This is a genomic window from Mesorhizobium sp. M1027 (assembly GCF_040318745.1).
Classification (GTDB): domain Bacteria; phylum Pseudomonadota; class Alphaproteobacteria; order Rhizobiales; family Rhizobiaceae; genus Mesorhizobium.
Map to the genome: position 1 here is coordinate 281,142 of NZ_JAMYMW010000008.1, position 14,503 is coordinate 295,644.

Sequence of the window (14,503 nt, forward strand, 5' to 3'; positions counted from 1 at the left end):
TAAAGGCGATCATGCGGAACGGCGATTATCGGCCAAGGCTCGATCCCACCGATCTGGCGATCATTGAGATCATGCAGGAGGATGGCCGCATCGGCATCTCCGAGCTTGGCCGCCGCGTCGGACTGTCCCAGCCCGCCACCTCGGAACGGGTGAAGCGGCTGGAGGAGCGCGGGGTCATCACCGGTTACAAGGCGGTGATCAATTCGGCAGCGCTCGGGCTCGGCACCATGGCGGTCATCCGCCTGCGCACCACGCATGAGCATATCCAGGCCTGCCTGAAGAAGTTCGCCCAATTGCCGGAGGTGGTCGAGGTGCTGCGGGTGACCGGTGAGGATTGTTTTCTGGTCAAGGTCGTGGTCCCGTCACCGCCCGACCTTGAAAGCATCGTCGACAGCATCGGCCACTACGGCACGGTGACGACAAATGTGGTTCTGCGCGCCGAGCAACCGAAGCGGCTGGGACGCGAATTGATGACCAGGGCCTGACTATCGCTTGGTCTGCGTATGCCCGACGGCATTGGCGAACGAGATGCCGCCCTTGATCTCGCGCATCGCCATCGAGGTGATGGTGCGCCGCACGCCGGGCAGCCGGCTGAGCTCCTCGCGCAGCATCCTGTCGAGCGCCATCATGTCGACGGTGACGATCTGCAGGAGATAGTCGGCCTCGCCAGTCGTGGCGTGGCAGCGGCGGATCAGCGGATGCTGTTTGACCGCCGCCTCGAAGGCGTCCGACAGTTCGAAATCGATCGACACCTGGATGAAGGCTTCGATGCCGAAGCCGAGCTTGGCCGGGTCTATGCGGGTCGAGTAGCCGCGGATGACGCCGGCATCCTCCAGAGCCTTGACCCGCTTCCAGCACGGCGTCTTGCTCAGGCCGACCTCGTCGGCGAGCGCGGCAAAGGAGGTGCGGGCATCGCGTTCGAGCGCCGCGACGATCTTCCGGTCGACCGCATCCAGCATCATTCGTTCTTTCTGTCTGCTTCAGAAGCAGCTTTCGTCCTTCATTTCCCGCCAATCGAATAACAGAAAGGGACAATGTTCGGCAAGAAAGCGATTAGACTCGGGGACTGGGATCCAACAAACGCCTGCGGCCCAACGGCCGCGGCAAGGAGCATGGCCATGGACAAGCAGGACTATTATGCCCGCATTGAAACGCCTGAGATGCGCGACTATGGCGTCTACCTCAAATGTGACAGGCTGCTGGCCTGCCAGAAGCCGCTGGCCGAGATGGTGAATGCCGACGAGCTGCAGTTCCAGATCGTGCACCAGGTCGAGGAGCTGTGGATGAAGCTCATCGCCTACACGCTGGTCGACGTCGTCGATTTCCTGGAAAAGCAGGACACGCATCGCATCGTCACGCTGATGGGACGCGTGCACCGGCTGATGCGGCTGATGACGGCGCAGCTCGACCTGCTCGAAACCATGTCGCCCAAGGAATACCAGCAGATCCGGCTGCAGCTCGGCAATGGCAGCGGTCAGGAATCGCCGGGTTTCAAGCAGCTGTTGCGTCTGCCGCCGGATCTGTGGCGGGCCTTCAAGGCGTCATACCTCGACGGCCGCGGCCTCTCGGTCGAGGATGTCTACGATACCGGCTACGATCACGGCGACAGCTATGTCGTTGCCGAAGCGCTGGTCGAGTTCGACGAGCTGTTCCAGAAATTCCGCGCCAACCACCTCTATCTCATCCACCGCACGATCGGCCTCGGCGCGAAATCGCTAAAGGGCAGGCCGGTCGAATTGCTGGAGGCCGGCGCCCGCCACCGCTTCTTCCCGGAACTCTGGGACATACGCTGGGCGATGACCGACCGCTGGGGCAGCCAGTATGGAACGGTACGGGAGCCGATTAGCAAGCCGAAGGTGAACTTAAGGTAGTTCCAGGCTCGGGTTCCTCGCCTCGCGGCGGAGAGAGGGCCGCGAAGCGGCCGGAGAGGGGCCTTTTCTTCCCGGCACAGCCCCCCTCTCCGTCGCGGCTTCGCCGCGCCACCTCTCCCCCATGAATAGGGGCGAGGAAACCTGGTCTTGCGAGGCCTTCTCCCCGCGCACTTGTCTCCTGCAGGTTTTTCGGGGGATGATGTCGGGCTTGCGGCTGGTGGTGCGTCCTTGGGGCACAACCATCGTAACTCTTGGGAGGACGTCGTGACCTTGGAAACCGCTCAATCAACCGTCCAGTCGCCGTGGCAGACCGCGGCAATCCTTATCGCCCGCCTGATCTTCGCAGCCGTCTTCCTGATGGCCGTGATCTTCAAATTCGTCGATATCGGCGCCACCGCCGGCTATATCGCGGCGGCCGGGTTTCCATTCCCGCTCTTCCTGGCCTGGTGCGCAGCCCTGCTTGAGGTCGTCCTCGTTCTATGCTTCCTGACTGGCGCCTTCTTCTCATGGGCAGCACTCGTCGCCGGCGCCTATGTGCTGTTCCTGGGCTTCGCCTTCCACGGGCCGTCGCACTGGGCCGGCAACCAGGCGGAGTTCGGCTTCTTCGTCGATCACTTCACCTTCCTGGCAGGGCTGCTGTTTGCCGCCGTGCATGGGCCGGGCCGCGTCCTGGCGCTGAGGCTTGGCAGGGGGTAATGCCAAAGCTTGCTGCGGCGGTCATCCTCGATCGCGGCGTCACATCTGGTCGTTGTAAGGTTCCTTGATCTGACCGACCATGCGCGCCAGTTTTGAGAAGGACGGCATGTCCGTCTCCGGCTGACACTGATTGGCCAACTCCAGCAGTCGGATCGGGAAGTTGACTGCGTCGCGGCTCGACGCCGACATGCCCTCGGACCTTTCCTCGTTGGTCTCGCTGGCTTCGGCCTTGCGCAATGCGATATCTATCTCCTCGACGGAGAGCACGCCCTTGCGGACCAGTACCTGATTGATCGATGCGATGGCCATAAGCAGGCCTTCGAGTTGCAGATTGGCGACGTTCATGATTTTTGCTCCCATTGGCTAAGGGTCAAACGCGCGAATGCCTGTTCTGATCCGGACGGTGGCGTCTCGGCGGACATTCCAGTGTGCTTCGCCAATCGGCTACTCTGCGTTTTTTTCGCGTCTCAGGTGAATTTTGTTCTTGCTTTGTGCCGGCAGCTATGCTACTAATTTGGGTATGGTGCTAATTGGCTCCAACGACCCGCCCGCCGAGGCGGGTTTTTGTTTCAGGCTTCTTTTTCGATCGGACGTTACGTGAGTTGGCTATGAAGTCGGCGGGACAGCGCCCCCCTCTGTCCTGCCGGACATCTCCCCCTGTAGTGGGGAGATTGGCTGTCATTGCCGCTTTCGCCAATTTTGTAGGTGCAAAAAGGCGCTGCCGCCAAAGCTGCCGATCTCCCCCCTCGTGGGGGAGATGTCCGGCAGGACAGAGGGGGGCGCGAAGGAACGCAAGCTTGCCGGCTGACAGCCGAGGCACCGAGGGAAGTTCGCATTTTTTTCTGCCGCCGTGCCACATTTTGTTCTTGCTTTGTGCCGGCAGCTATGCTACTAATCTGGGTATGGTGCTAATTGGCTCCAACGACCCGCCCGCCGAGGCGGGTTTTTTGTTTCAGGCTTCATTTTTGGACCAAACGCTACGTGAACTGCCGGCTGTTAAATCGGCGGGCGCGAAGGAACGCGGCTCTGGCGATCGTCGGAACTGCAAGTCTCACCAATCGTAAATTTTCCAATGCGCCACTGAGCGCCCATCCCCAGAGAACATCCCCATGTCCAACCGTTACGCCACCATCATCATCGACGATGACGGCCGAGAGGTCGTCAGCGCTATTGGCGAGTTCGCCGGCGCCGCACCCTATGCACGCCATGGCCGCTTCGAGCAGGTTGTCGTCGGCGTGCGGATCGGCATGGTGCGCGGCGGCCCCGGCGACGCGGTCGGCGGTTTCGGCTTCCCGTTGGGAGCACTCGACGGCAAGGCGGCGGCAATTCTAAGGGCAAGGCTGAATGCGTTGCCCGACGCCAGTACGTTGGGGCATGGCACGACGACCGATGCGAAATCGGCAAGCCAGCCGCCGAAGCCGAAGTCGGCGCGCGCCGCCAAGAAAGCGAAGCCGCGCAAGCGCATCGTGCGGCCAGGCAACAAGAAGCCGGCGATCTCCGCCGGGACGGCGGAGTAGGGCATGGCCAAAGCTCCTTCCGCCGGCGATCCGCAGCCGCACGATCAAGCACCCGGCAAGCAGACCAGGCGGGCGAAGAAGACGCTGGCCGACGGCTTTCTCGAAGCGATCCGCGCCGATTTCCGCGCCCATGGCGCCGGCGTCATCGCCGAGGTGCGCGCCGAAAAGCCCGACCAGTATCTGAAGCTCGTGCTGTCGGTGCTGCCCAAGGATCTTAGTGTCAACATCAACAATCTGGATGCATTGAGCGATGACGAAATCAGGCAGCGCATCCGCGGCCTCGAAGCCGTCCTTAGGCCGTTCCTCGAGAAGCCGGGCCTCGAAAAAGGCCTCGCACAGCCGGGCGGCAAGGAAGGAATATCTCAGCCTGCTGGCGGAGCTGGACCGGAGGCGCCGCACTAACCAGCTTGCCGCCTATCGGCCCTATCCCCGACAGGCCGAATTCCACGCCGCCGGCGCGACCAATCGCGAACGCCTGTTCATGGCCGGCAACCAGCTCGGCAAGACCAGGGCCGGCGGCGCCGAGTGGGCGATGCACCTCACCGGCCGCTATCCCGACTGGTGGCAAGGCAAGGTTTTCGATTGTCCGGTTCGGATGTGGGCGGCCGGCGTCACCGGCGAAAGCACGCGCGACAACCCGCAGCGTATCCTGATCGGCCCGCCGCAGCAGCAGGCGGCGTGGGGCACCGGTATGATCCCGGCCGACGCGATCCTCAGCACGATGGCGGGGCGGGCGCCGGGCGCGCTCGACAGCGTCGTGGTGGCCTGGGGCGGCGGTGGCGACGTGCAGGCCGGCGAATCCGTGCTGTCGTTCAAGAGCTACGAGAAGGGTCGCGAGAAATGGCAGGGCGAAACGCTGCACGGCGTCTGGTTCGACGAGGAGCCGCCGCTCGACATCTATTCCGAAGGGCTGACTCGTACCAACGCCACCGGCGGCATCACCATCGTCACCTTCACGCCGCTGCTCGGCATGAGCGATGTGGTGCTGCTGTTTTTGTCCGCGGAGCAGGTGGGAGGGATGGGAGGGGATGACAGGGCTGCGAAATCGCGCAACTCGCGTTCCTTCGCGCGCCCCTCTGTCCTGCCGGACATCTCCCCCTCTAGTGGGGAGATTGGATGTCGCATTGGCTTTCGCCAATCTCCAATGCTTGTGGATAAGCGAGACGCTGAAGCTGCCATCTCCCCCCTTGAGGGGGAGATGTCCGGCAGGACAGAGGGGGGCGCTGTCCCGCCATCATGAAAACATCTTACCGAACAGCAGCATACGTCCAATACCTGCCACCATGATTCAATGCCGCGAGGGTGAAAACAATGACCCGTCACGTCACCTTCATGACCATCGACGACGCCGAGCACTACACGCCGCAGCAGCGCGCCGAGATCATTGCCGCCTATCCGGCGCATGAGCGCGAGGCGCGTGCCAAGGGCATTCCGGTGCTCGGCTCCGGCCGCATCTTTCCGGTGGCCGAGGAGCTGATCGCCTGCGAGCCGTTCCGGCTGCCGCGCTATTGGCCGCGGCTCGGCGCACTCGATTTCGGTTGGGACCATCCCTCGGCCGCGGTCGAGCTTGCCTGGGATACGGAAGCCGATGTCGTCTATGTCACGAAGGCCTGCCGTGCCTCGCAGCAGACTCCCGCCATGCAGGCGCTGACGCTGAAACCGTGGGGCGATTGGCTGCCCTGGGCATGGCCGCGCGACGGCCGCCGCGAGACGCTGGAAGGTGCCGGCACCGCACTTGCCAGGCAATATTCGGGACATGGGCTGAACATGCTCGCCAGCCATGCGCAGTTCGCCGACGGGTCGGTCTCGGTCGAGGCCGGACTGATGGACATGCTCGACCGCATGCAATCCGGCCGCTTCAAGGTGTTTTCGACGCTTCTGCCCTGGTTCGAGGAGTTCCGGCTCTATCACCGCAGGGACGGCCAGGTGGTGAAGCTGCGCGACGATCTGATGGCCGCGACCCGCTATGGCGTGATGATGCTGCGGGAAGCGCAGGTCGACCCGGCGGTGTTCAAGGCGGCCCGGCGGAAGGCCGGGCAGGCCGATCCGCTGGGGGCGTTTCGGTGACGATGCTTGCGTTTATGCACGCCCGGCGGCAAAACGACGATGTAGCGGCAACATCATATCAGGGGGCAATATGGAATCGGAAAACTCGCTGCTCGGGATATTCATCTCCTGGATGCCGATGCTGATTTATCTCGCAGCAAGCCTTTGGGTAACGATCTGGCTCACCTTCAAGCTGATCCGCGTTCAACAGGCGATGGTGCAGGCGCAGGAAGGCATTCTCGCCAAGCTGACCGAGATCGACAGCCGGATGTCCGCGAAGATACGCCAGGACTGAGGTTCGCGGCGGACGCATAGTGACGAAGCGCCGAAAAGCTTAGCCGGCCTCCTTAGCCCATTCGCCGCCACTGCCGTGATAGGTCTCAGCCGAGAGCAAGAAAACCTGTGCGCAGGTCGTGCACCGAAAGCGGTAACGAAGCAGATCGTCCCATGGCCCGTCCGGGTTGAGATCCGAGAACGGGATGACACTCGACATAGGACCACCCGGTACTTCCTGCAGAATACCGTCGCGTATGGCCTCTTTGGCCATCGTGATCGCCGCCGCGAGACGATCGGTGCTAAAGATAGTACGGGTCTCCTCGATCGGCGCGCAGTTACTACAAGTCATGCGCTTGTCCCCATAGGTAAACCCACAAATCATAGGCCAAGGAAATCCAGACGGCAAAGAGAGTCAATCTAGCTTGGCGGCCTCGTTTTCCTATGGCTCTCCGCTTCGCAGCTTGCTGGAAAGTGGCCCAACATGACCGTCCGCATCATCCCCGCCACTTTGCGCGACCTCAGCTACATCGCCGCCAATCTGCGTCCAGAAGACCGGGCCGAGATCGACTGCCAGTTCGACGAGTGGTCGCCGGCTTTGCTGGCGCTGACGGCACTGCAGGGGTTTGCTTATGTCGCCGAGCTCGACGGCAATCCGGAGGCCGGCTTCGGTGCTGCCGAGCAGCGCAGCGGATTGTGGATCGCTTGGAGTTGGGGCACGCGCCGGATGAGGCGCTGCGTGCCTGCTATTACGGAGTTCTTTCACGCGGTGCTCGGGCCTGAAGTTGCCGCGCGCGGCGCCTGGCGGGTCGAGGCCCGCGCCTTGGCCGCCAACGGTTTGGCGCTGCGCTGGCTTGCCCGGCTGGGCGCGACGCAACGCTGCCGCCTGCCGGGCTATGGCCGGAACGGCGAGGACTTTCTGCTCTACGACTGGACAAGAAGCTCTCACTTTGGAGAAAACCATGTGCCTTTTTCAAAAGCCGCCGGCGCTGAAGCCGTTGGCGCCGACACCGACCATTGCCGACAAGGACGTGCAGGCGCGCGAAGCCGCTTTACGGGCTCAGCTTGCGGCCAATGATGGCACTGCAGGAACCGTGAAGACCGATTTGTCGCCCGGCGACCTCACCGGCCAGCGCCGCGTGCTGCTGGGGGTTTGACATGGGCGCCATGAGAAGAGTGTTCCGCAACCGGGTGCTGGCGTGGTGGTACTGGCGCCGGCACGCAAGGTTGGTGAAGAAGCGGTGATGCTGCCAATCTCCCCCACGAGGGGGGAGATCGCAGCTTCCGCGTTTTCCGTAACAGCCGAGCGCAATTCGTGTTCCTTCGGCACGGTTGACATTCCTTCCTCAGCAGCCATGCTGCAATGCAACATGGCTATCGAGGAGTCCGGCATGACAGAAGCCCGGTCATCGCGCATCGAGTGCCTGGACGGGCTTCGGGCGCTCGCCGCGATCTGGGTGCTCATCGGACACTGCCTGCTGTTGACCGGCTGGCACATTCCTATTCTCGGCGAGCCCGATCTCGGCGTCGATCTGTTCATCATGCTGTCCGGCTTCCTGATGGTGTTCCACTACCAGCTGCGCCAGGACAAGGAGCCCTGGCAAAGGCCGGAAACCTGGCTGAAGTTCTGGACCCGCCGCTATTTCCGGATTGCGCCGCTGTTCTACGTCATGCTGTTCGCCGCCCTGGCGCTTGGCCCCTATCTCTACCAGTCCAGGATGGTCATCGACGAGTTCCTGCTGCGGTCGCCGCAGGCGCCCGAACGTTATCTCGACAGCGGCTTGAAAAACATCGGCGCCCATCTGCTGTTCCTGTTCGGCCTGGTGCCGGATTTCGCTTATCGCACGCCGCTGCCCGACTGGAGCCTTGGCTTGGAGATGCAATTCTATGCAGTGTTCCCGGCGATTATGCTGTTGGTCCGCAGGCTTGACTGGGTATGGAGCGCCATTCTGGTCCCGGCGACCGGCAGCGCGATCGTGTTCTTGATGGGACAATTGTCGGTGCATTTTCCGATGCCGTCGTTCCTGCCGCTGAAGATGCAGATTTTCCTGTGCGGGATGCTGCTGGCGGGCGTCGTCCATCAAAGGCAAAAGCGGCCTTTCGTGTATCTGACATTGGCTATGCTGCTGGCCGCTCTGCCGTTCGGCGGCGGCTATGGGCTGAGCAAGCTTTTGATGCGGGAAGCGCTCGTTGTGGGTTTCTTTGCGCTGGTTCTCTACCGGATGCTGCCCGGAATGATGGGCACCGTTGCCAGAAAGATCGCCATGACGCTCGCCAACAGGTTCTTTCATCTGATGGGTGAGCTTTCCTTCAGCATCTATTTGATCCATCTGCTGGTTCTCCAGCCGGCGGCGGCTCTGGTCATCACCCAGTTCGGCCACGAATTGTCGGCGCCGCTGCGCTTCGCGATCGTTGTTGTCGTCGTCTTGCCGGTGGTGTGCCTGCTGTCCTGGATCACCTATACGCTGATCGAAGTGCCCGGCCAGAAGATGGGACGTTTCGTGGTGCAGCGCTTTGGGCGCAAAGCCGCGCTGGAGGCGACGCCGGCGGAATAAGGCGCTTCCAATCTCCCCGCTTGAGGGGAAGATGTCGCCGAAGGCGACAGAGGGGGTCGCCGATCCACGCGAGACGACCCCCTCTGTCCTACCGGACCTCTCCCCCTCAAGTGGGGAGATCGGCGGCTTCGGCGTCCCGCCGTTTTCTTTTTCAATCAATTCCATCAAGCGAGGCTGACCATGAGCGATTCCCGTGCTCGCGATATTCTGTCGCGACAGGCTGAACTGGAGAGCGAACGCAGCCAGTATGAGCATGTCTGGGAGGCGGTGTCCGAGTTCTGCGACCCCGATGCGCCCGACATGTGGAGCGGCCGCCGGCAGGCCGGCGCGGACTCGCAGGCCGAGCGGCAGGAGCGGCGCGGTGCGCGTGTCTACGCCAATACGATCAACTCGGCCGCCAATCGCCTCGCCGCCGGACTGGAAAGCCTGATCATTCCACAATCCGAGAAATGGCACGGTCTGTCGACCGCGGCCATCAACGACGATGAGACCGACGAGGAGAAGGAATGGGCGGAAGCGCTGCGCGATTTCCTGTTCTCGCTGCGCTACTCCGCCAATTCGAACTTCGTGCCGGCAACGCAGGCCTGCCTGCGCAATGTCGTGCGCTACGGCCCGGCCTATCTCTACGCCGAGGAGGGTTTTGGCAGCACGCTGATCCGCTATGCCTCGATCCCGGTGGTCGAGGGCTATCTCTCGCGCAACCGTTGGGGCCAGGTCGACATTTTCCACCGCCGTTACGAGCGCACCGCAAGACAGGCGGCGCAATTGCTCGGCTACGACAGACTGCCGGCGCGGATCAAAGTTCTGGTCGACGACCCCGCCAAATGCGAGACAAAAATCTCGCTGATCCAGTGCATCCAGCCGCGCGACGAGCGCAAGATGTACAGCCTGAGCGGCTCCTACCAGTATCTCGACACCGCGTTCGCGTCCTATCATGTGATCGAGGACGAGGAGGCGATCGTCAGGGAAGGCGGTTTTCGCTCCTTCCCGGTATCGTGCTTCAACTGGCGCCGCTACGAAGGCGATCCCTACGGCATCTCGCCAACCATCGAGGCACTGACGACGGTGCGCGAAGAGAACGCCGTGCGGCGCTCCGGCCTGCGCGCACTTCAGCAGATCACCGATCCGGCGACCGCCTCGAAAGCCAGGCTCGACTACGTGCCGGTGCTCAATCCCGGCGAGAATTACCCGGGCCTGATCGACGATGCCGGCCGGCCGCTGATCGCGCCGATCGCCACCGGCCAGAACCCGACCTATGCCTTCAATTACGCCGACAGCCGGGCCGAGGAGATCCGCGACATGATGTTCGTCAATCTGTTCCAGACGCTGGTACAGGACCCGCAGATGACGGCGACCGAGGCCTTGATCCGGCAAGAGGAAAAGGGCGCGCTGCTCGGCCCCTCCGGCTCGATTATCCAGGCGGGCTTTGCCTCGAATCTCGACCGCGAGCTGGGTATTCTGGAAGACAAGGGACTTTACGAGGAAGACAGCCGCTTCCTGCCGCCGGCGAGCCTTGCCGGCAAGGCGTTGCGGCCGACCTTCACCGGCCCGCTCGACGTGCTGCGCCGCTCGGCCGAGGCACGCGACACCATCCAGGTTGTCACCACCGCCATGCAGATGGCGCAGTTCGATCCCGGCGTGATGGACAACATCGACGGCGACGAGGCGCTGAAGATCGTGCAGGGCGCCGGCCGCAGCCCACAGCGCATCTTCCGCCGCCAGGACGAGGTGGCGGGCATCCGCGATGCCAGAGCCAAGGCTCAAACCGCACAAGCAGGCATGGCTTCGATCGTTTCTGCCGGCAAGCTGGCCAGGGATGCCGTGCCGGCGGCAGTGCAGGCGCGCGATAGCGGCTTGCTCGATGGGCTCGGCGGGCTGATGCCGCAGGGCGGTGACGTGCAGAGTGGCGACATACAGGGTGGCGGGGCATGAGCCAAAAACGCTTCGCCCATTCCAGCCAGGCCGGCGGCCCGGCCAAGGCGCGGGATGCGCTGGCCAAGGCCTATCTCAGAGTGTTCTCAGGCCAGGACGGCGAAATGGTGCTGGCTGACCTAGCCAGCGTCACCGGGTACTACCGCCGCCCGTCCTACGGCGAATGGCTGGCCAAGACCAAGACGCCGAACGGCTTCGAGCTGCACAGCGCGCTCAGCAACGCGCGGGCCGAAGTGGTGCAGCACATTACGGGGTTCCTGACGCTGGACGAAGCGCAGCTGGCGGCGCTGGAGAAGGCGGCGCGGTTGGAAGGGTAGCGGGCTTAGGAGCGGCGGCCTTGCCACAGTCATGGCCTGCTCCGACCGATCGTTCGCGGGAGTCCGCGAGCCCGGCCAACTCATAAGGGAATGACAATATTTTGCCGAGGCCATTTAGCCGACGGCGCAGACCGCCAGCATCTTCAGTGCCGGCGACACTCTCAGTGGCGACCTCTCCAAAATTCATGACCCGACGAAGGCGGCGGCACGGGGCCGGCGCGCGGCAGCGCCGCTCCGTGATCTCTGGCGTGGCGCCCATGATCGGAAACAAATAGATGGCAACCATTCCTCTCCAGCTTGCCCAGCGCCGGCTCGATACCGGCAATGTAGTCCAATATCCCAACGGCGCGCCGATCGGCGCAGCGATGCAGGGTTTTGGCGACGAGCTTTCCGCTGTCGCCGAGCGCTACCAGCAGCAGAAGCAGCAGGAGGAGGCGTTCGACGCCGACCTCGCGCGCCGCCGGTTCGACGCCCAGATCGCGCAGGCGGAAGACGAGGTGGCGGCAAACGCGCCGACCGATGGTGCCGGCCTGCATGACGCGATGTATGGCCAGACCGATCCGCGCACCGGCCGGATGATCAAGACCGGCCTTTTCGACACGCTGTTCGCCGATGCCCTGCCGAAAATGCCCGAAAGCCAGCGCGCCAATTTCGCCAGGCAGAAGGAGGCATTGCGCGAGGCCGGCTCACTACGGATGGCGGCGAGGCAGCTTCAGCGGCGCGACGAGTATGAGCAGGCCGAGTGGACCAAGAATCGATAACATCTCAACCCGTGCCATCGCGCAAAGCAACCCTAACGATACCGAGAACTTCGAGGCGATCCGGCAGAACGGTTTTGACCTGATTGCCAAGATCGGCAACCCGCTTGCCCGGCAAGCGGCGGCAGTCGCCTGGCGCGGCAACACGGCCAAGGCACTGGTTCAAGCGATGATCGCCCAGGACCCGAAACGTGCTGCAGAGATGCTGGGTGCCGCGCAGGCTGGAAACCGAACTAAGGACGACACCACCGAAGTCGTTGGCGGCTCCAGCGCCTTTGGTGCGCCCAATGCGGCGGCAGCGAAGGGTGATCGCGTCGGCAAGCAGACGCCTGATGAAAGGGTGGCGCAGGCGTTCAGGGACGACCTTCCGCAACAGGAACAGGCAGCGCTGATCCGACAGGCGCAGGCGGCCAACACTGCTCAGCAGGTTGAGCTTCGCACCAACATCGGTCTCGCCGAGCAGAACGCGCCGGACGCCATCGCACAGACTGGCGCTTATTCCGGCAAGATGCCTGGCCGGGACACCTTCATCGCTGTCTATGGCGTCGAGGAGGGCGGCAAGCAGTACGGGGATTTTGCCAGAAAGATTGATGTTGGTCGTCAGGCCTTCGGCATGCGCACCATGCCGAACCAAGCAATCCATGCGGCGCTACGCGATGCCGAACCTGGTCCTGCAGGTTCCCAAGGGGAGCAGGCGCGGTATCACGTCACGGCCGCCGCCGCGCTTCAGACGCTGGACGCCAGACGGACGGACCCTGCCGCATACGTTCGCAAGGTCTTTCCGAGCGTCGACGCAGCCTGGAGCGAGATCACCACTCCCGACAGCGAGTCATGGAATCGTGAAGGAGGGCCGGACACCTACGACCGAGGAACTTATGTCCGAGCAATCGCCGCTTCAGTTGCAGCACAAAAGCAACTGGGCATCGAGAACTATCAACCTTTCCCATGGTCTGTTCTCAAGAACATCGCCACGACATTCAAAGACGGGAGCGTGCCACAGGCGGACAAGCACACCATCCTGTACAGCCTCGTTGGTGGGGCGTCCGATCCAGAGGTCCGAGCAGCCTTATCCCAACAGCTCGTCCAAGCCGGGCTTCCTCAATCGGTCGAAAGCCAACCGGCTAGGCCCGTTGTTGCACCTGTGATCGCCGGGAAGCAGAATCAACCGCCTGCTCCTTCAAACCGCAGGAAGCCTCAATCGAAACTGGAACTCGCCGCGGAGGACTTCGGCAACTACCTCACCGAAGGTTTTGAAGGCCTAGGCCGAGCCCCGCACGACATTGGGCTGTTTCTTCAGGATCTGCGCGACGATCCTTTGGACGCGCTCAGTCAACTGCCGGTCACTTCTGCCTCCGGATTAGCTGCAGAGGGCAGCCTGGCGTTCGAGTCACTCGGCCAAGCCGTTGCAAAAGGACTGGCCATTGTCCGCGCCGGGACGGGCAAGTTTGCCAAGCCGTTAGAGGAGCTTACGGCCGGTGGGTCGCGGGCCACATCAGAACTCGCCGTTGAGGGAGCGGCGGTTCGCCAGACGACCGAGGTTGAGTCTCGTGCAATAAATGCAGCAAAAGAGGCCGCTTACCTCTTGAGCACCGGCGTCAAGCCTGACAAGGCTGAGCTTCTTGCGATAATAAAGTCGATCGCCAGAGACCCCTCTAAGATTAGGCATCCGGGAGCATCGTTTGGCAAAGCTCTTTCAAAAAATTACCGCAAAACATTTCTTGATGCGAACCCGAATCTAAAGGGAGAGGTTGTCGTCCATCACGCTGCAGAGCAACAGATATGGACCAGATATCCAAGCCTTGTTGCTGAAGATGAGATGCACTCTCTTCAAAATCTTCGCGGCATACCAAAAGGATTAGATAACCTTTTGCACAAGATCGTTTTCCGATTCGAATGGGATAAATTTTATGCGTCGCACCCCCAGCCAACGCGTCAGCAGGTGCTGGACTACGTGACTTATATCGACAAACAATACGGACATCTGTTCAATCCTCCAATAGGTGAGTGATGCAATATTTTTACATATGGCCGAACGTCGCTGGTGGACTTGGTGAAAACACCGTTCTTGACTCGAGTGTCCATCCGCCAATCGTGACCAAGCTTCACTACGTTATAGAGGGCTGGTTTGGCGATGTGATCGTTACGACGTTCCCGTGTTACCTCGTCACCGAAGACACCCAGCGCGCACTGCAAAAGATGGGTTTTTCAGGCGCGACGTTCGCCGACGCCGAAGTGACAACATCCGAAGAGTTTCATGAGGATCAACCTGGGCAGGAACTTCCACCCTTCGTCTGGCTTAAAGTGAATGGCAAGGCCGGCCGGGACGATTTCGGGATCGCAGCGGACTATCGCCTCGTCATCTCGAAACGCATTCTTGATTTGCTGGAATCATTGGGAATACCGTTTGCTGTCATCGAGCCTTACGATGGTAAGTAGCAATGAGGTTGGGCTTTCATTTTTTTGATCCTCATTAGGTGAATGGTGGACTATTTTTACATAAAGCCCAATGTCGCCGGCGGAATAGGCCGTGGCACCATC

General features: G+C 62.0%; 18 protein-coding genes. 15 read left to right on the plus strand and 3 right to left on the minus strand.

What is annotated here, in order from left to right:
• Nucleotides 1-11 precede the first annotated feature (11 nt).
• The gene (locus NKH50_RS17730; RefSeq protein ID WP_352453704.1) at nt 12-485 is read left to right on the plus strand and encodes an Lrp/AsnC family transcriptional regulator; all 474 of its coding nucleotides are present in this window, start codon (nt 12-14) and stop codon (nt 483-485) included.
• Here NKH50_RS17730 and NKH50_RS17735 read toward each other — a convergent pair whose 3' ends face one another.
• Nucleotides 486-962, minus strand: coding sequence for an Lrp/AsnC family transcriptional regulator (locus NKH50_RS17735; RefSeq protein ID WP_254819628.1), 477 nt, complete (start codon nt 960-962; stop codon nt 486-488).
• 156 nt (nt 963-1,118) lie between these two features.
• Here NKH50_RS17735 and NKH50_RS17740 point away from each other — a divergent pair, with 156 nt between their 5' ends.
• Entirely contained in the window at nt 1,119-1,871 is a 753-nt protein-coding gene (locus NKH50_RS17740; protein ID WP_352880149.1) for a tryptophan 2,3-dioxygenase family protein, read from the plus strand.
• Between the two features lie 264 nt (nt 1,872-2,135).
• Nucleotides 2,136-2,567, plus strand: a complete 432-nt coding sequence (locus tag NKH50_RS17745) for a DoxX family protein (RefSeq protein ID WP_254819626.1) — start codon at nt 2,136-2,138, stop codon at nt 2,565-2,567.
• Between the two features lie 39 nt (nt 2,568-2,606).
• Here NKH50_RS17745 and NKH50_RS17750 read toward each other — a convergent pair whose 3' ends face one another.
• Complete coding sequence (locus NKH50_RS17750; RefSeq protein WP_023675713.1) at nt 2,607-2,912, minus strand: hypothetical protein; 306 nt, start codon at nt 2,910-2,912, stop codon at nt 2,607-2,609.
• 764 nt (nt 2,913-3,676) lie between these two features.
• Here NKH50_RS17750 and NKH50_RS17755 point away from each other — a divergent pair.
• The 5 genes from NKH50_RS17755 (at nt 3,677) to NKH50_RS17775 (ending at nt 6,425) form a co-directional block, all read left to right on the plus strand.
• Nucleotides 3,677-4,084, plus strand: coding sequence for a hypothetical protein (locus tag NKH50_RS17755; RefSeq protein WP_352880151.1), 408 nt, complete (start codon nt 3,677-3,679; stop codon nt 4,082-4,084).
• A 3-nt stretch (nt 4,085-4,087) separates the two neighbouring features.
• A complete protein-coding gene (locus NKH50_RS17760) occupies nt 4,088-4,486 on the plus strand; it encodes a hypothetical protein (protein ID WP_254819622.1) in 399 nt (132 codons plus the stop codon).
• Nucleotides 4,487-4,565: 79 nt separating this feature from the next.
• The gene (locus tag NKH50_RS17765; RefSeq protein ID WP_352880154.1) at nt 4,566-5,324 is read left to right on the plus strand and encodes a terminase large subunit domain-containing protein; all 759 of its coding nucleotides are present in this window, start codon (nt 4,566-4,568) and stop codon (nt 5,322-5,324) included.
• Nucleotides 5,325-5,395: 71 nt separating this feature from the next.
• On the plus strand, nt 5,396-6,151 hold the full coding sequence (locus NKH50_RS17770; protein ID WP_352880156.1) for a phage terminase large subunit family protein: 756 nt from the start codon (nt 5,396-5,398) through the stop codon (nt 6,149-6,151).
• 70 nt (nt 6,152-6,221) lie between these two features.
• On the plus strand, nt 6,222-6,425 hold the full coding sequence (locus NKH50_RS17775) for a hypothetical protein (RefSeq protein ID WP_023675723.1): 204 nt from the start codon (nt 6,222-6,224) through the stop codon (nt 6,423-6,425).
• Between the two features lie 39 nt (nt 6,426-6,464).
• On the opposite strand, the gene NKH50_RS17780 is transcribed toward NKH50_RS17775, so the two are convergent.
• Nucleotides 6,465-6,755: a hypothetical protein gene (locus tag NKH50_RS17780; RefSeq protein WP_352880158.1), complete on the minus strand. Its 291-nt coding sequence runs from the start codon at nt 6,753-6,755 to the stop codon at nt 6,465-6,467.
• Between the two features lie 132 nt (nt 6,756-6,887).
• Between NKH50_RS17780 and NKH50_RS17785 the strand changes: the two genes are divergently transcribed.
• The 7 genes from NKH50_RS17785 to NKH50_RS17815 all read left to right on the plus strand — a co-directional run bounded on the left by NKH50_RS17785 (nt 6,888) and on the right by NKH50_RS17815 (nt 14,401).
• Nucleotides 6,888-7,481, plus strand: a complete 594-nt coding sequence (locus tag NKH50_RS17785; protein ID WP_352880160.1) for a hypothetical protein — start codon at nt 6,888-6,890, stop codon at nt 7,479-7,481.
• 313 nt (nt 7,482-7,794) lie between these two features.
• Complete coding sequence (locus NKH50_RS17790) at nt 7,795-8,958, plus strand: acyltransferase family protein (RefSeq protein WP_352880162.1); 1,164 nt, start codon at nt 7,795-7,797, stop codon at nt 8,956-8,958.
• 180 nt (nt 8,959-9,138) lie between these two features.
• The gene (locus NKH50_RS17795; protein WP_352880164.1) at nt 9,139-10,890 is read left to right on the plus strand and encodes a portal protein; all 1,752 of its coding nucleotides are present in this window, start codon (nt 9,139-9,141) and stop codon (nt 10,888-10,890) included.
• On the plus strand, nt 10,887-11,207 hold the full coding sequence (locus NKH50_RS17800; protein ID WP_352880166.1) for a Bbp19 family protein: 321 nt from the start codon (nt 10,887-10,889) through the stop codon (nt 11,205-11,207). Before NKH50_RS17795 ends, NKH50_RS17800 begins: the two co-directional genes overlap by 4 nt.
• 275 nt (nt 11,208-11,482) lie before the next feature.
• Nucleotides 11,483-11,968 carry a hypothetical protein gene (locus tag NKH50_RS17805; protein WP_352880168.1) on the plus strand — a complete coding sequence of 162 codons (486 nt, stop codon included), beginning with the start codon at nt 11,483-11,485 and terminating at the stop codon, nt 11,966-11,968.
• On the plus strand, nt 11,937-13,973 hold the full coding sequence (locus NKH50_RS17810) for a hypothetical protein (RefSeq protein WP_352880170.1): 2,037 nt from the start codon (nt 11,937-11,939) through the stop codon (nt 13,971-13,973). Before NKH50_RS17805 ends, NKH50_RS17810 begins: the two co-directional genes overlap by 32 nt.
• Nucleotides 13,973-14,401, plus strand: a complete 429-nt coding sequence (locus tag NKH50_RS17815) for a hypothetical protein (RefSeq protein WP_352475513.1) — start codon at nt 13,973-13,975, stop codon at nt 14,399-14,401. The genes NKH50_RS17810 and NKH50_RS17815 overlap by 1 nt, the downstream gene beginning before the upstream one ends.
• Nucleotides 14,402-14,503: the final 102 nt, after the last annotated feature.